The sequence below is a fragment of the Paenibacillus sp. WC2504 genome (assembly GCF_052682475.1).
Genome location: NZ_JBQZFH010000001.1, coordinates 2561973 through 2578347, shown reverse-complemented (window position 1 = coordinate 2578347; position 16375 = coordinate 2561973). Strand labels below are relative to the sequence as shown.

Below are 16375 nucleotides of genomic sequence, written 5' to 3'. Positions count from 1 at the left end.
CCACCTTTCAATGTTCACGTGTGCAGTAGCACGATTAATTGAAATAGTAGCACAAAAATGACGACTAGTCATTATTCATTTCATCGAATTTTCTGGAAAGTGTACCTTTTCAGAGAAATAGCGGACCCTAGTTCCCTCCCCAACTAGGCTTCCTTAGCATCCTCAAGCTCCAAAACAGCATTTGGCAAATAATCTTCAAATAGCGACCAATCGCTACGCATCTCATCCTCAGTTAGTAAACAGGCATCGAGCGAAGCCGTAATATCTTCCCGATCCATCTCTATCCCAATGAACACAACCTTATTGATTCGGTCCCCGTAGGTGGCATCCCAATGCGGGATCTGGTCAACTTCCTCCTCGAGAATAGCTTCTCTTTCCTCTTCCGAAAGCGCGGCTATCCAATACCCTGCAGGACCGAACCGAACCGAAGGGCCGGCTTGGCTCAAGTTTTGAGCGTGATCGTTTCGGGTAGCCAGCCACATGATTCCTTTGGCTCTCACGATCTCTGCAGGCCAATCTGCCATCCAGCTCATCAGCCGCGAAGGCTCGAAAGGCCGCTCTCTTTCGTACACAAAGGAAGAAATACCATACTCCTCGGTTTCAGGAATATGCGTTTCCTTCGCCAACTCCTTCATCCAGCCCGCAGACGTGCTAGCCGCTTCAAAATCAAAAAGATGCGTATTAAGAATGTCCGCTGGTGCGACTTGCCCATGAACAGAGCGAATTAACTTGGCTCTTGGCTGCAGCAAACGAAGAACGCCTTCCAGCTCATTCAGCTCCTCTTCCTCCAACATGTCGCATTTATTCATAATCAACACATCGCAGAATTCGATTTGATCGATCAGCAGATCCACCACTTCTCTGGTGTCGTCATCCCCAACGGCTTGACTCCGTTCCAGCAGCGTTTCGCCTGAGGAATAATCCGTCCAGAACCGATAGGCATCTACAACCGTCACCATGCTATCCAATCGACAAAACTGGGAAAGATCTATTCCCTGTTCCTCATCGATGTAGGTGAACGTTTGAGCTACTGGTAGGGGTTCGCCGACACCGGTTGACTCAATCAGGATATAGTCAAATGTATAATCTTTGGCAAGCCGTTCAACTTCCCTCAGCAAATCGTCCCGCAACGTGCAGCAAATGCAGCCATTGGACATTTCAACTAGACTCTCATTCGTCCGAGACAGCCCATTCCCCTCACGAATAAGCCCGGCATCTATATTCACTTCGCTTAAATCATTGACAATAACAGCAACTTTCAAGCCATCCCGATTATGTAAAACATGATTCAACAATGTGGTCTTACCGGCTCCCAAGTACCCGCTCAAAACCGTAACGGGTATTTTATGATCTTCTTTATGATCCGTTTTATGATCTGACATATTCATTCTCCATTCCTATTCATTCAAAGCTTTCTTGAGTGCTTCCAGGTTTTTGGTCATTATCGCGATGTAGTCCAAATTTTGCTTCTTATCTTCGTCCGTCAAGCCCTCTAATGGATTCAGCACATCCGTTTTCGCATTGATTTCTTTGGAAATCGTCAGGGCCACTTTCGGATCAACCAATGTTTCAAAGAAAATCGTTTTGACTTGATTTTGTTTGGCAAAATCGATGATTTCGGCCATTTTAGCCGGTGATGGCTCTTCTTCCGGCGAGAGTCCTGCGATTGGCACCTGTGTCAATCCATATTCTTTGGCCAAATAACCGAATGCGGCGTGCTGTGTTACGAAATCTTTCTGTTTCACATTGTTGAGACCCGTACGGAAGGATTCATCTAAGGCTTTGAGCTTCGCGATATAAGCATCGGCATTCCTCCGATAGTCCTCTTTGTGCGCAGGATCCGCTTGGGTCAACCCAGCCACAATGGACTCCACTTCTTTTTGAGCGAGGGCAGGGCTTAGCCACACATGCGGATCAAGGATTATACCGTCAGCAGACTCCTTGTGTTCCTCTTTGTGCTCCTCTTCTTCTTCCGGCAACCCTTCCATCAACGCGATGCCTTGGCTGGCTTCCACAACAACCCGCTTCGAATTACCTGCACTCGCAAGTGCTTGCTCGGCCCAACCTTCGACGATCCCATTGAACACGAACACATCGGCATCGCTCACTTTCTTCATATCTTTGGCGCTCGGCTCCCAATCATGCGGCTCTGCACCAGCGGGTATCAAAGCGATGACGTCCGCATGCTCCCCGGCTACTTGCTTGGTAAATTCATACATCGGATAAAAGGTAGTGACGACGTTAAGTTTGCCAGTGCCCGACGACTGGGCTGCGCAGCCTGATAAAATGAGTGTTGATACAGCTGTGAATACGAGTGATTTTGCTATCCATGATTTTTTCATTGTCGTTTATTCCTCCAAATAGGTATGAGATGATGAGCATCAAGCAGACTCCTGTGAAGATGGAAGCATAGCGTTGAATGCCGCTTGTTCGGCTTGAAGATTGTTTCGGCCGCTGACTTTGCTGAACTTTATGATCAACTTTTTGATGCTTAAGCCGGTGATTAACACGATTAATAAAAGAATCGCAATGGTTCCTCCAGGCGGTGTACTTAATTCATAGGAAGCTGTAAGGCCTGAAAAAACACCAACCAAACCAATCCCCATGGCGATAAAAAGGGATGAAACAAAGCTAGGCGCAATCCGGATTGCTAATGCCGCTGGAAGTATAATAAGCGCGGATACGAGGAGCACGCCAACAATAGGCATGGCAGCGGCCACGATCATACCCGTTAAAACACTAAAGCCAAGGGAAATCCACCTCACCGGCAATCCATTCGTTTTCGCTGTATCTTCATCGAACGTAATTTGATACAACGGTCGGCGAAATACGAAGAAGAAAAGACCGCCTATGATGGCAACAAGGAACATGAGCAGCAGCTCTATTTCATTGACGGCAACGACGGAACCGAATAAATAGGCGGAAAAGCCCTTATTTACACTTGGATTAAGGCTCATGATGATGACAGCGGAAGACAAGCCGCCAACCATGATGATGGCAACTGAAATTTCACTATAGGATTTATAGGACCTTCTCACATATTCAACAGCGATTGCCCCCAAAGTTGCCACAACAAATCCGGATAAAGTAGGGTTGATATGTAAGTAAGCCCCTCCCGCTACACCCGCCAAGGAGACATGCGAGAGCATATCTGCCATGAGCGCTTGTCTTCGAAGCATCAGATACACCCCGAGAATGGAACCCATGATCGCGATTAACCCACCGGCACAAAATGCCCGCTGCATGAAGTCGTAGTGCAGCATTTCCATCCGCCATCCTCCTTTCTTTCAAGTTCAATGATTCGATTGAGATAAGGGGCTGCTTCTTCAAGATTATGGGTCACCATAATGACTGTGCGTCCGTGGACTTTGACTTGGTGATGCATAAGCTGATAGAATCCGCACCGGCTATCTTGATCCATGCCTGTCGTAGGCTCATCTAGTACAAGCAGATCCGGCTCTTGCGCGAGGGCTCTCGCGATGCATATCCGCTGCTTCTGTCCGCCAGAAAGTTCCCCGATTTTGCGCTTCCGCAAATCCCACATGCCCACCTGCCGCAGCGCAATCTCCGTCAAGCGGTCGTCTTCTTTCAACAGCTTCCTGAACCAGGAGCCGCTCGCATATCTGCCTGAACGGACAAACTCCAGGATTGTGCTTGGGAATCCGCTATTAAACGCCGAGATTTGCTGCGATACATAGCCCACTCTCAGCCTCTTGCCCTCTTCATTTGCTGATGACAGGAACACTCTCCCCTTCCATGGCTCAAGCAAGCCCAACATGAGCTTAAGCAAGGTTGACTTCGCTGCGCCATTGGGACCCGTAACCGCAACAAACTCGCCGGATTGAATCTCGACATTCGCATCTTGTATGCAGGGAATATCGTTATATCCGAACTCCACCTCTTTTAAAGAAGCCACTAACATATGTGAATCCTCCTTACATGTAAAAATTACGAATAATCGTTAATAAAAAAAGATGAACCTGCTTATACATGTAATAGTGATGGCAACCGAATCATTAAATCGTAATTATTACTATTACTTCGACAAATATAGCTTGTTAAAATGACATTGTCAACACCGAAATGAACAGATGCTTATTTCTTGCCTTTTCATTTTCTTTCATTTTAAAAGCATATCTTGCGGCTATTCCTTATTTGTACTACAATCTAATTCGTAAACATTACATTTAAAAGAGAAGGGAATCTCCTTATGAATAAAGTACCCGTGATCATACTGAGTGGATTTCTAGGCAGCGGTAAGACGACTCTGCTTCTGCGCATGCTCCGAGAAGCTGCCGCCTATCACCTCATGCCAGCGGTTCTAATGAATGAATTAGGGAAACAGGATGTCGATGGGCATCTTCTGTTGGATGTTTCTCCACACCTTCCTCTGGCTAAACTGCTGGATGGCTGCATCTGCTGCACCAAAAAAAGCGATATCCAAGATTCGCTCAAACAACTAGTCGCTCGTAAGCCGGATGTCATTCTCATTGAGTTGACCGGTGTCGCTAACCCCGAAGAAATCGTCGATGCATTAGCAGAACCGGCACTGCTGCCTCATGTAAAACTTCACACGACCATCACGGTTCTTGACGCCGAGCATGTGCTTGATTACAACAGTATTTTTGCTTCAGATCGCGAGCTCGTCCATACGCTTAGAAGACAGATAGAAGTTGCCGACCTTCTTCTTCTGAACAAAATCGATCTCATCTCAGACAAGCAGCTAAAATCTATCGAGAAAACCGTTCGTAAATTCAACAGTCAAGCCTTGTTTCTGCCTACGACATTCAGTCAACTGGATTTAGACAAGCTTTTCGGCAGCCTCCCATCCAGACAACCGCAACCCCCAACCACACCTACTTTGAGTAAAAGTATAAACATGCGCGTAGTCAAAGCTGTACAAGAACCGCGGACAGCTTCCAAGCACACTACTTCTTTCTCACGTGTTCAAACACTTGCCATTTCAATTGGACATGATGTTGTTGTCACTCAAAGTCTTGTGGAGCATTACCTGGGAAAATGGGGAAAATCGCTGCTTCGCGCCAAAGGCTATTTACGAATTGGCACCAAACGCGAAGCTTTCCTGCTGCAGTTTGCAGGCAAACGTACGACTTGGCAACCTGCTGCGTATCAAGAAGCTCCTTATCTGGTTCTCATAGGGCTTGATTTGGACGTACAATTGCTCGAGGATGACTGGAAAAAACGGCTGAATGACTCTCAAACGAGATAACAGGAAGGAGCCTTTTCTAATGCCGAACACCATATTTCGCAAGAGTATGCACCTTATGACCGCCCTAATCTTCCTCCTCCTGGTCCTTATCTTTTGGAACAAAAATGTATCGCTGCCGGAAATCCTGCAAACGACGTCCATGCAAGCATTTAAAACTTTTTTTATTAGTATCCTATTAGAGGCCATCCCTTTCATATTGGTAGGTGTATTGCTTTCATCGCTGCTTCAAACCTTTGTATCCGAACAAACGATTCGTCTCTTTATTCCAAAGAACCCTATCCTCGGCATCCTGTTTGCCTGCTTGCTAGGTATCCTTTTCCCCATGTGCGAATGCGGTATGATCCCTGTCGTACGAAGGCTTATTCTCAAAGGAATGCCTGTTTACATAGCCGTTGTTTTCATCCTGACCGGCCCCATTATTAACCCGATTGTTTTTGCAGCCACCTTCATGGCCTTTCGAAATCACCCTGCTATGGCCTATTCCCGCATAGGACTAGCTTTTGCCGCCGCTGTTATCATCGGACTCGTCCTCTATCGATTAGTCAAAAGCAATCCACTGCGCAACAGCCGCGCTAACTTCTCAAATCAAGCTAATTGGGAGGGGCATTCACATCAAGGGGGCGGCTTCGTAAGCAAAGTAAACACCTTCTTCGTACATGCCTCTGATGAATTTTTCGAAATGGGCAAATATTTGATCTTCGGTTCCCTGCTTACGGCTCTGATTCAAATCTTTATGCAGCGCGAAAGCCTCCTTGCCATTGGTCAAAGTCCGATCAGTTCCCATGTGTTTATGATGGGTTTTGCCTACATTCTTTCGCTATGCTCAACCTCGGACGCCTTCGTCGCTTCCTCTTTTCAGACTTCGTTTACGTCTGGATCTCTGCTAACCTTCATGGTATTTGGGCCCATGCTGGATTTCAAAAGCACGCTCATGCTGCTTTCCATTTTCAAATCTAAATTTGTCTTCCTGCTTTCGGTTTTGATTGTCATTACGGTTCTCAGCTGCTCGCTGCTCGCTCAACACTTCTTATAAAATTGGCTTCCGAGGAGGAATAAAATTGAGTCAAGCTCGCATCATCAGTTTTCATTATTTCTTACGCACAGCAATTTTACTGGGATTCTCAAGCTATATTGTGATCCTTTTCAAATCAGGTGCCCTTACGTATTACATTGCGCCGCGCATGATGATCTACGTGAAAATAGCTTCCGTTGTTTTGTATATCATTGCCTGTTTTCAAGGCTACATGGCCTTACGCGCCTACTGGGGAAAGCCTGTCACCTGTGAATGCGAACAGCCCGTTTCCCGCTCCGTATTACGGAATACGCTGGCGTACGGACTTTTGATTTTGCCGCTGTTCATCGGTTTTGCGCTGCCGGATACGGCCTTGAGCAGTACGATGGTCGCTGCCAAAGGGATGAATCTCTCCGCTTCCAAATCGAGTCTTACGACGACAACGGCGGCACCGACGACAGGGACTACGACTACAGGGACAACAACATCGAAAGCAACGACAGAGACAGCGACAATAGCGACGGATCCAGCCCCTGCAGCGGCTCCCTCCATTTCGAGCACGGAAATGCCGGCTCCCGCAAACACGGATGCGGACTTACAGAAATTATTTCAAGCCGATAAGGAGTGGGACGAAGACTTTTCCAAAATCGGCATGATCCTTTATAAAAAGGATACCATCGTCGTGAAACCGGAAATTTATATGGAGATCCTCTCCTCGATCGACTTATTCAAAAACAATTTTATCGGTAAAAAAATTGAGCTCACCGGCTTCGTTTATCGGGAAGACAATATGGCCAGCAACCAGTTTGTCGTTGGCCGCTTTGCGGTTAGCTGTTGTTCCGCGGATGCGACTCCTTACGGCGTTATGATTGACTTCCCCACTGCGGCGACTTACCCCAAAGACATGTGGGTCAAGGTCACGGGAACTGTTCAAAATGGCAGCTACAATGGCAATGATATTTTCATCATCAAGGCCACGCAAATTGATAAAATCGAAGCACCTAGCTCACCGTATGTGTATCCTAATTTTGAACCTTTGAAGGAGCTCCAATGATTGATCCTGCTCTGCCCGCTCAAGGAACTTCAATGAGCGATCTTGCCCTGCCCGGTTTTTAGGGGAACTCCAGTCACTTATTAAGGCGAAATCACGATTCGGCGAATTGGTGGAGAACTACAGGGTCTTATTTCGCCCCAATCCCCCGAATTTCCGCCCGCAACGGCGAAATAGTGAACCACAGTTCCCTTAGCAGAACCAAATGGACAGTTTTAAGCAAAATAGCGCCCTCAAGTTCCCTTCCCCTGCTGGTTATCAGGCACAACTCTGCTCTGGCAAGCGATGCATGACCATCGCCTTTTTCCCAACGCGCGCGAATCCTAGGCGTGCATGACTTCTTCGGCGTATGGCGGCGGTCACCCCCACGCGCAGGCTTGATCCGTCAGGCCGATTTCACCAATTGTACCTTGACAAACTGACCCTATATGAATAGAATTAAACACGAAAATGATAATCATTCTCATTTTATTCATCATCAGGGGGTATAGAGATTAATGTTACGAAGAAATGTCCAGATGTTCCGCAGTTTCAGGAGTATGGCGCTAATTCTTATCACAGCATGTGTGCTCATTGTGGCAGGTTGTGGTCAATCAACAACATCCCAAACCACTGATAAGGCAGCAGCAAGCAATTCGCCTGCACCTTCACCATCAGCACAACCGAGCAGCTCTACAGCATACACCGTAAAACATGCCATGGGTGAAACGAAAATAACAGGAACACCTAAGAAGGTCGTGGTTCTGACGAACGAAGGAACAGAGGCCGTTCTAAGCCTGGGTATCAAACCTGTCGGCGCTGTGAAATCTTTTACTAGCACGGGTGACTGGTATGAGCATATTAAGGCTGACATGCAAGGTGTTACAGTCGTAGGAGACGAGAATCAGCCCAATTTGGAATTGATTGCTTCCCTGAAACCAGATCTCATCATCGGCAATAAATTGCGTCAAGAGAAGGTCTATCAGCAACTGTCTGCTATCGCGCCAACAGTATTTTCCGAAAAGCTTATGGGCGATTGGCAAATTAACTATCGTGTGTACGCGGAAGCTTTGAATAAGAAGGCCGAAGGCGATAAAATCATCGGTGATTTCGAGAATCGCATTACGGCTTTCAAACAAAAAGCTGGAGACAAACTCAACACCAAAGTATCCATCGTTCGCTTCATGCCGGGTAAAGTTCGGATTTATATGAAAGATACATTCTCTGGCGTTGTATTGAAAAAGCTTGGCTTCCAGCGTCCAGCACCGCAAGATCAAGAAAAGTTCGCAGATGATGTGCAAAAAGAACGAATTCCAGATATGAACGGCGACGTGCTTTTCTATTTCACCTATGAGAATGATAAAGGCGAAGGCAGCAAAATTGAGCAGGAGTGGCTCAATGACCCTCTATGGAAAAATTTAGATGTAGTTAAAAAAGGTAATGTTCAACATGTTAGCGACGCCATTTGGAATACAGCCGGTGGCATTAAAGCGGCTAACTTACTGCTTGATGACCTGGAAAAGTATTTTCTTAAAAAGTAATGAAATGAAAAAAGAAGCTGGATCATAGATCCGAGCTTCTTTTTTTGTTGCGTTTTATGTGAAAGGAGAATTTAACCATGCTGCAGGCAATACTTCATACAATTTTCTAATCCAACTTGGATATCATTTTTCTAGCGAACATTATCCGGTAAACAGGTTCTCTTTCTTTTCCGCTTTTCACGCAATAAATGATAGTATTCCCCGAAATCAATTAAATATACATGAAGGATTTTTTTTATAGCGGCACTCTCACTTCCGCAACCGAGATCCTTCTCTGCTCCAGTTTTCTAGCTTTTGCAGGGCGTATCACCGGCTCCTCTTCACCTGCTTCAACGATGCGGGCAATGAGTCGCTCTCTCAGTTCAGCCGTAATGGCTGCATAGCTTTCCACGCCGATGAGATTGCTCAACTCATGCGGGTCCGCATGAAGATCGTACAGAAACTGCTCTTCATACACATCCGATGCCGCATCATCCCAAGCATTTTTGTCCGGTGCATGGACGCTGTATTTCCACCGATTCGTCCGGATAGCCCGGCCTACTTCGGATTCACTGATTTGCAGAAACACTTCCTTCGGCCAATCCACACTTTTCTTTTGCGCCAAAGGCAAGATGGAACGCCCTTGCATGCTTTCCGGTACAGGAATGCCAGCTGCGTCTAGCAGAGTTGGCGGCAGATCCAGCAAACTAACCAACTCCTGAATTCTACCTCCTGCCTGAAAGCCTGGCCCTATCAAAGCCGTTGGAACCCGAATCGAGCTATCATGGCAGGAACGCTTGTATTCCGCATTACGCGTCTTGAAATGACAACCATGATCGGATGTAAACAACACGATTGTATTGTCTAGCAGCTGCAGGCTTCGCAATGCATCAATCAGACGGCCAAGCGCTTCATCCAACCGCTTGACCATTCCGTAGTAACCGCCTAAGTGCTGATGGGCGGTTCCACCGAGAGCAGCGAGATCCGGCGGTATCCAACGTCCGCTATATTGATCCTCATACCCGATTGGAGCCGGATAATTGTCCAGATGATTTTGGTGATGAGGCTCGATATAGGACACGAATAGAAAGAAAGGCTCTTCTGTTTCCTCCTGCCGGTTCCGTTTCTGCTCCTTATGTACAAATTGGATCGCTGCATCCGTTAAAGCATCCGCTCGGTAACCTGGCAGGTTAACGGGTTCATTATCATTATTGTACATGACCGTATTGTATGCATCGGAGGAAAATTCCAATACATTAGAGGCTAGCCAATGTTCATAGCCACCCCTTTGATCCATAGGTACAGGTTCAGTGCTGGCCAAATGCCATTTACCAATATACCCCGTATGGTATCCTGAGTCATGGAAATAATGGGCTAACGTCTTGCTTTCAGCAGGCAGCGGAATCCCGTTGCGGTAACAGCCGGTAGTCGTTGCATACTTGCCAGTCTGCAGGCAGGACCGAGCCGGGCCGCATACCGGTTGGCATGTGATCGAATGATATACATGTGTACCTTCGACCGCCATGCGGTCGAAATTGGGGGTAAGCCCCAGTGGATTGCCATGCACCCCTGTGGTATCCCATCTTTGTTGATCGGTAAAAAATACGATAACGTTCGGACGCCCTGCTCCCTTTTCTCCCATAACATCACGCCTCCTTCATCTGATCCCTATCTATAATTCTCTTCCAAGCTACCATAATCCTTGATCGCTGAATCGGCGCGCCAGCCAATTGGTAAACAGCAGCAGCAGCAAACCCGCCAAGGACTGAAACAATCCTGCGGCAGTCGCAATCGAAAACCGTCCCAAACTGAGCCCAACACGATAGACATACGTATCCAAAATATCTGCAACATGAAGCACAACATCGTTAGATAAAATAAAGACCTGATCGAAGCCTGCGGATAAAATTTGCCCTGTTCGAAGTATTAGCATTATCACGATCGTCCCCGATATCGCCGGAAGCGTCACGTGGCTGATTAACCGGAATCGATTGGCGCCATCCATGCGTGCAGCTTCGTACATTTCCGGATTAATGCCAGCAATCGCCGCCAAATAAATGACCGTCCCCCAGCCCACTTCCTTCCAAATATGCGAGACGACGAGTAAGGAACGGAAAGATTCCGGCTGCATAAGCGGGGAGCTGCTGAACCCTAACCACGACAGCAAGCCCGTTCCCGGCGACAGTACAGCAAACAAAATGCCTCCCAGCACAATCCAGGATAAAAAATGCGGGAAATACAAAATGCTCTGAATGATCCTTTTGAATCTGCGATGGATGACCTCATTCAACAAGATAGCAAGGGCAATCGGCGCAGGAAAACCGAAGATCAGCTTATAAAAACTTATGAGCAACGTATTGTAGAGCGCATTCCAGAAATCCCCTGTTGACCACAGAATTCGGAACCATTTTAGCCCCACCCAAGGGCTGCCTATGACCCCTTGCGTTAATTTATAGTCCTTAAAGGCAATGATAACGCCGCCCATCGGAATATATTTGAATACAATAAAATAAATTAGACCCGGCAGCAGCAACGCGTAATAATATCTATACTTCAGCAGCTTGCGAATAAAAGAGCTGGATGGCGCTGCTTTTGTACCTAAAACAGAAGGCTTCGGATGGCTCGCTTGACTGCTCATAAGGCACCTCCTTTTTCTAACTGAAGTTTGCGGTATTCACCCGGGGTGATTTTTTCCCATTTTTTGAAAAATCGGATGAAGCTCTGCACATCGTGGTAACCGATCTGACCACAAATTTCCTGCAAGGAATATTGGCAATTGCCTACGAAGAGCAGCTCCTTGCTTTTATCAATGCGCAGCCGGGTCAAGTAATCAAGCGGTGCTTTCCCTGTCTCCGCACGGAACATTCGGCTTAAATAGCTGGAGCTGACACCGACATGATCGGCAATATCCGCAATGGATTCGATCCGATCGTAATAAGTCTGCATATAGTCAATTGCCTTGCTGATGTAGGCATTGCTCATCTTATTATCCTGGAACTGTTCAAGCAGGTTCATGATATCGGAGATGTATCCATAGAACAGCTCCTTCACTTGACCAATATGTTCGCATTCACTGACGGATTGGAACCGCAAATGGACCTTATCCAGCGAATAACCATCCTCATACAGCTCTTGAACGATCGCGCCCATCATCAAGGTGATGGTGTCTTGTACTTCATCTCGGGTATAGGATTTGCCTAACATATAACGGTCGAACAATTCGTCGAGAGACAACTTGGCTGACTCTCTATCTACCGACTTAAGACGACGCAGCAGCTCCTTCTGTATAGCCAGCGGATAACTCCATTTTCTAGAATCCGCCGTATCTTCGAAAAAGACACAATCGGTTTGGTAAGTCCAAGCCGTATTGTGCAGCGCACGTTTGGCCTCGTGGTAGGACTTGTTCAAACTGTTCATCGACGAATAAATGCCCCCTAGGGCAATCTGCAGAGTAATGCCGAATTCCTCCTGCCCGATCCGGTTCGCCGCCTGACAGCAGGCATCCAATTCCAGTTTTAGCTGGGTCATGTAAGTAGAAACAGGTGCATTCAAAATAAACCCGAACTGATGGTTTTCAAGTATTGTGCCGACAACAAATAGGCGCCTCCTCAGTTCTTTCTCAATGGTGCTGAACAGCAGCAAGCGGATTTCGTTGTAGTCTTCCTGATCCTCCAATAGCTGCATGTCTGCTCTCACAATGATGGCAGCGTAATAAGAATGAGGGAATACAATGCCAAGATGCTGAAGTCGATTCGCCATCACCGAGGTTTCGAACACACGATTGGTTAAAATGTCATAGATCAACCGGAACCGGATGATCGGTTTACTCTGCTCCAAGGTTTGTTTGATGTAGCGGTTTTCTGAGACGAGCTCCCGGATCGCCTCGGCGACCAGTTGGCTTTCATCCTTTTTCACCATGTTCCCCGGGTGCCCCACCTGCTGTTCGACATAGTCCCTCACCATGTTTTTCCATGGTCTGGTGAAGCGAATGCTATAGAGGCATGCAAGCGCTATACTGATTAAAATAATGACGACCGCAACCTGAGTTGCAGTATGCACCTTACTTTTCCAAGCTAGTTGGTAATCCGAGTAGGGAATGCGTTCTGCAACCATCCAAGGGGTCGTGTCCGACCTTGCATAGCTGAGGAAATAAGTCTCGTCTTCCCCCTGTACTTGCACCATCCCTGAGGAATCGGACAGTGAATGTCCCGCATTCAAAGATTGTAAAGACCTCGTAAGTGCTTTGCTTCTGGCACTATTTTCTGAAAGAATGTCATAACTTTCGCTATCCATGATCATCATTTTGCTGCTATCCACACTCGCATAACGAAACAAGGCATCGAAGAACGCTTGACGCTTCACATTCAGAATGAGTTCCCCAAGAGGTTCTTTGGCGGTCAGAGGTACTAGCCTATGAAAAGTAAGCAGTTCAACCGGCTCCGAGGGTGATGTATCCTTCAGACTGCGCATCTGATAGCCTTTGCTGCTGCCGGCTTCAAAGTTTGTCGTAATGATTTGCTTATCAAAAAATTGATCCAGCGCATAGATGCCCTCATTCGTCGTCAAAATCCGGTTGTTCAGACGAAAATACAAATAGATGGAATACAATAAATTGTTGGAATTTACTTCCTCTTTTAACTGATTCTTTAATGCTCCATATTGCAAAATGGAATAAGGATATGGATTCGTTAACGCCTCATTGACTCCTGGCTTAAGAGAAACTTGCAGGGACAGCTGCTCGATATTCGCAATCAATGATTCGGCACGCTTCATCATCCCCGAGATTTCGTTCTGAGACGAACGCGCAAGCTCGGATTTGATATCGTGGGATACAATCATTAGGTACGACGAACCGACCGCCAAAATGAGGATCACTATGATAGTCATATAGGATACGAATATTTTATTAAACATAGACTGTCCCCTCTCTTTTTCAAGCATGATTCGATTCGTCGACCTGAGTTTACTTGCCGATTATTTAACTTTCTTCCATTCCGCGTTAACCTGCTTCTCAATTTCTTGCCCGCCTTCTTGGTAATACCGTTTGACTAGTTCATCCCATTTATCGACGGACCATGCACCGGTGACAATTTTGGCGAAGTATTCATCCCATAGCTTTTTGATATCCGGATAGTCGTTCATGGCCTGCACGCTCTTCCAGAACTCGTTGTGCACCAGATTCTGAGGGTCATTGGAAACGGTCATCGCCGCTGTCGCTTCTTCCGTTAACCAACGGCGGTCTACGACTTGCAGGAAGCGAATCGGATTCGAATAACCTTTCTTATAAAGCTCGGAATAATTCGGTACAAGCAGCTTAATTTTGTTTTTGTCTTTATCGAATTGATAATCCTCGTTCTCGATCCCGTAAGTGACCAGATCAAAACCTGGGCCCGCCGACCAGTTGATCAACTCCATCAGCTTTTCCGGATTCTTGGCTTTGGCCGAAATCGCCCGAATATCGCTATAGGCTGGCGAATTCTCGGCAGCTCCTTTTTTCCCGCCCGCGCCGGCAGGAGGTGTAAGGAAGGAAAGTTTCGCTGTAGCAACGGTCTTCTTCAGAGCGCTATAGTTGGCTCCTGTAGGATCAGCATCAAACGCCGTACCCTCGAAAATGCCCGCTTTGGAGTTAATGATCTTTTCATTCATTTGCTTCGCTTCCATAATCGGGAACTCCGGATCGATAATGCCTTCTTTATACCAGCTTTGCAATAAAGCAAGCGCTTGCTTCGTTTCCGGCAATACCAATCCCTGCTTCAATTGCCCGTCACGCTGCTGCCAGAACGTCGGAACAACACCGAAAGCGCCAAACACCGTGCTGAAATAATTCCCATTTGCTCCTGCTCCGAGAAGCTTGTTAGTCGTTATTCCAAATGTATCCTTTTTCCCATTCCCGTCTGGATCATTAAACGTGAACGCCTTGAGCACATCATGAAGCTCATCCAACGTGGTCGGCGTTTTCAGCTTGAGTGCATCGAGCCAATCCTGACGTATGAGCAGCCCATTCACGTTAGGTCCATTGAAGGTCTCCGGGCGGTAGCCAGGCGGCAAGCCGTACAACTTCCCCTTGTATTTGAGAATATCCAAATCCTCAGGCTTCAGAAACTTCGTAACATTTGGCGCATTCTTTAACAAATCGTCCAAGGGCAGAATCAAGCCTTCATCCGTCAACCGGTTCAGTGTCAGGAGATCCGGCACACTAAAGTAATCCGGCAGGTCCCCGGAAGAAGCAAGCAAGTTCAGCTTGGTCTTGTACTCATCCCCGGAAGCCATTGAAATGTTGTAATCAATCCCTTTGATCCCCGCTTGATCCAGCGCTGCCAGCACCTTTTGCTTCGCTGGACCGCCATCTGCCGGGTATTCAGGTGCTTGAAAGTTGCGGAAAATCTTGAATGTGACCTTGGCGGAGTCGCCGCCGGATGCGCTGTTTGGCTGAGCTGATACGTTAGGTGCGCTTGTCGACCCGCTGTTCTCGGACGTTGGGTTACTGCTGCACGCGGCCGTAAGGCTAGCTGCTATAGTTAAGATAAGAACTGTCTTATATGTATGAAATGACATGGTTTTGTCCCCTCCTGTACAATCTATTCCATCTTGCGCAACAATAATATTAAATCCGAAGCTCAAGTTAAGCTTTAACCGAACCGATCAAGGTCCCCTGTACGAAATACTTTTGTAAAAACGGATAAACAATAAGGATCGGAAGCACCGCCATAATCGTCGTTGCCGCAATGACCGATTCCGTCGAAGAACCCGTGCTTTCCCCCGTCATTTGGGCGATGGTCTGCCCGTTAATAATATCCCGGAGGAGAACGGGGAGTACGTACTTGCTTTTGTCATTCAGATAAAAAAGTGCCTGCAAATAATTGTTCCAATACCCAACCGCTTCCCACAAGGCAATTGTAGCGAGCACCGGTTTGGAGAGTGGAAGAATAACACTGCCAAATATACGAATGGCGTGAGCCCCATCCATGGTCGCCGATTCATCCAACTCCCGGGGGAGCGTCCGAAAAAAGCTCATCATAACGATTACGTTATACGCCGAGATCGCCGTCGGCAGAATCAACGACCATAAAGAGTTGATAAGTCCGACGCTTTTTACCAGTAAATAGGTTGGGATAATCCCACCGCTAAACAACATCGTGAATAAAATAAGTAGAACGAACCATTTTTTACCGGGCAAGTCTTGTTTAATGAGGGGAAATGCGGTTGCCGCCGTGAGAAATACGCCGATGAATGTGCCCACCACTGTAATAAATAAACTGTTGCCATACGCAAGCCATAAATACCGGGAATGCAAGATGTTGACGTAAGCATCCGTAGTAAAATCCCTTGGCCACAAAAATAGGCCGCCTTTCATTGCTTCCTCCATACCGCTGAAGGACACGGCCGCTTCCCGCCACATCGGATAGAGAGTGGCCAGGGTTAACGCGATTAAAAAAATAGTGTTGAGAATTGAAAATAGGTTACCTCCTTTTGAACTCATCTGCTAGCTCTCCTCCGTCAAACGCTATTGTCATTCGGCTAATTCCGACTAATTTAATTATGTATAAAATGCGTGTGGGAATATATAATTAGTTTTTGTACTA

Annotated in this window: 13 protein-coding genes; 4 read left to right on the top strand and 9 right to left on the bottom strand. The window is 46.9% G+C overall.

The window, feature by feature from the left end; all coding sequences use genetic code 11:
* Positions 1-143: 143 nt before the first annotated feature.
* Genes ACUN27_RS11290 through ACUN27_RS11275 form a run of 4 tightly spaced genes read right to left on the bottom strand, consistent with a single transcriptional unit; the run spans position 144 to position 3922 of the window.
* Positions 144-1382 (bottom strand): GTP-binding protein, encoded by a 1239-nt coding sequence (locus ACUN27_RS11290; RefSeq protein WP_445558915.1) that lies wholly within the window; start codon positions 1380-1382, stop codon positions 144-146.
* A gap of 15 nt (positions 1383-1397) precedes the next feature.
* Complete coding sequence (locus tag ACUN27_RS11285) at positions 1398-2342, bottom strand: metal ABC transporter substrate-binding protein (protein WP_445558914.1); 945 nt, start codon at positions 2340-2342, stop codon at positions 1398-1400.
* A gap of 39 nt (positions 2343-2381) precedes the next feature.
* Positions 2382-3269 (bottom strand): metal ABC transporter permease, encoded by an 888-nt coding sequence (locus ACUN27_RS11280; protein WP_315955340.1) that lies wholly within the window; start codon positions 3267-3269, stop codon positions 2382-2384.
* Positions 3215-3922 carry a metal ABC transporter ATP-binding protein gene (locus tag ACUN27_RS11275; RefSeq protein WP_445558913.1) on the bottom strand — a complete coding sequence of 236 codons (708 nt, stop codon included), beginning with the start codon at positions 3920-3922 and terminating at the stop codon, positions 3215-3217. The genes ACUN27_RS11280 and ACUN27_RS11275 overlap by 55 nt, the downstream gene beginning before the upstream one ends.
* Before the next feature lie 288 nt (positions 3923-4210).
* Here ACUN27_RS11275 and ACUN27_RS11270 point away from each other — a divergent pair, with 288 nt between their 5' ends.
* The 4 genes from ACUN27_RS11270 (at position 4211) to ACUN27_RS11255 (ending at position 8813) form a co-directional block, all read left to right on the top strand.
* The gene (locus tag ACUN27_RS11270; RefSeq protein ID WP_445558912.1) at positions 4211-5230 is read left to right on the top strand and encodes a CobW family GTP-binding protein; all 1020 of its coding nucleotides are present in this window, start codon (positions 4211-4213) and stop codon (positions 5228-5230) included.
* Between the two features lie 19 nt (positions 5231-5249).
* Complete coding sequence (locus ACUN27_RS11265; protein WP_445558911.1) at positions 5250-6263, top strand: permease; 1014 nt, start codon at positions 5250-5252, stop codon at positions 6261-6263.
* A 25-nt stretch (positions 6264-6288) separates the two neighbouring features.
* Positions 6289-7296 carry a TIGR03943 family putative permease subunit gene (locus tag ACUN27_RS11260; protein WP_445558910.1) on the top strand — a complete coding sequence of 336 codons (1008 nt, stop codon included), beginning with the start codon at positions 6289-6291 and terminating at the stop codon, positions 7294-7296.
* Between the two features lie 494 nt (positions 7297-7790).
* Positions 7791-8813 carry an ABC transporter substrate-binding protein gene (locus ACUN27_RS11255; RefSeq protein WP_445558909.1) on the top strand — a complete coding sequence of 341 codons (1023 nt, stop codon included), beginning with the start codon at positions 7791-7793 and terminating at the stop codon, positions 8811-8813.
* Positions 8814-9048: 235 nt separating this feature from the next.
* Here ACUN27_RS11255 and ACUN27_RS11250 read toward each other — a convergent pair whose 3' ends face one another.
* From ACUN27_RS11250 to ACUN27_RS11230, 5 genes are all read right to left on the bottom strand, one after another.
* The gene (locus tag ACUN27_RS11250; protein ID WP_445558908.1) at positions 9049-10434 is read right to left on the bottom strand and encodes a sulfatase-like hydrolase/transferase; all 1386 of its coding nucleotides are present in this window, start codon (positions 10432-10434) and stop codon (positions 9049-9051) included.
* A 48-nt stretch (positions 10435-10482) separates the two neighbouring features.
* Positions 10483-11430, bottom strand: a complete 948-nt coding sequence (locus tag ACUN27_RS11245) for an ABC transporter permease (protein WP_315955346.1) — start codon at positions 11428-11430, stop codon at positions 10483-10485.
* Positions 11427-13706 (bottom strand): helix-turn-helix domain-containing protein, encoded by a 2280-nt coding sequence (locus ACUN27_RS11240; protein WP_445558907.1) that lies wholly within the window; start codon positions 13704-13706, stop codon positions 11427-11429. Before ACUN27_RS11240 ends, ACUN27_RS11245 begins: the two co-directional genes overlap by 4 nt.
* Before the next feature lie 60 nt (positions 13707-13766).
* The gene (locus ACUN27_RS11235; protein WP_445558906.1) at positions 13767-15347 is read right to left on the bottom strand and encodes a hypothetical protein; all 1581 of its coding nucleotides are present in this window, start codon (positions 15345-15347) and stop codon (positions 13767-13769) included.
* Positions 15348-15414: 67 nt separating this feature from the next.
* Complete coding sequence (locus ACUN27_RS11230; protein WP_326062212.1) at positions 15415-16272, bottom strand: carbohydrate ABC transporter permease; 858 nt, start codon at positions 16270-16272, stop codon at positions 15415-15417.
* Between the last annotated feature and the right edge of the window lie 103 nt (positions 16273-16375).

Excerpts from the sequence above, each read along its gene's own strand:
- ACUN27_RS11290 (WP_445558915.1), bottom strand. The coding sequence starts at position 1,382 with ATGTCAGATCATAAAACGGATCATAAAGAAGATCATAAAATACCCGTT.
- ACUN27_RS11285 (WP_445558914.1), bottom strand. The coding sequence starts at position 2,342 with ATGAAAAAATCATGGATAGCAAAATCACTCGTATTCACAGCTGTATCA.
- ACUN27_RS11280 (WP_315955340.1), bottom strand. The coding sequence starts at position 3,269 with ATGGAAATGCTGCACTACGACTTCATGCAGCGGGCATTTTGTGCCGGT.
- ACUN27_RS11275 (WP_445558913.1), bottom strand. The coding sequence starts at position 3,922 with ATGTTAGTGGCTTCTTTAAAAGAGGTGGAGTTCGGATATAACGATATT.
- ACUN27_RS11270 (WP_445558912.1), top strand. The coding sequence starts at position 4,211 with ATGAATAAAGTACCCGTGATCATACTGAGTGGATTTCTAGGCAGCGGT.
- ACUN27_RS11265 (WP_445558911.1), top strand. The coding sequence starts at position 5,250 with ATGCCGAACACCATATTTCGCAAGAGTATGCACCTTATGACCGCCCTA.
- ACUN27_RS11255 (WP_445558909.1), top strand. The coding sequence starts at position 7,791 with ATGTTACGAAGAAATGTCCAGATGTTCCGCAGTTTCAGGAGTATGGCG.
- ACUN27_RS11250 (WP_445558908.1), bottom strand. The coding sequence starts at position 10,434 with ATGGGAGAAAAGGGAGCAGGGCGTCCGAACGTTATCGTATTTTTTACC.
- ACUN27_RS11245 (WP_315955346.1), bottom strand. The coding sequence starts at position 11,430 with ATGAGCAGTCAAGCGAGCCATCCGAAGCCTTCTGTTTTAGGTACAAAA.
- ACUN27_RS11240 (WP_445558907.1), bottom strand. The coding sequence starts at position 13,706 with ATGTTTAATAAAATATTCGTATCCTATATGACTATCATAGTGATCCTC.
- ACUN27_RS11235 (WP_445558906.1), bottom strand. The coding sequence starts at position 15,347 with ATGTCATTTCATACATATAAGACAGTTCTTATCTTAACTATAGCAGCT.
- ACUN27_RS11230 (WP_326062212.1), bottom strand. The coding sequence starts at position 16,272 with ATGAGTTCAAAAGGAGGTAACCTATTTTCAATTCTCAACACTATTTTT.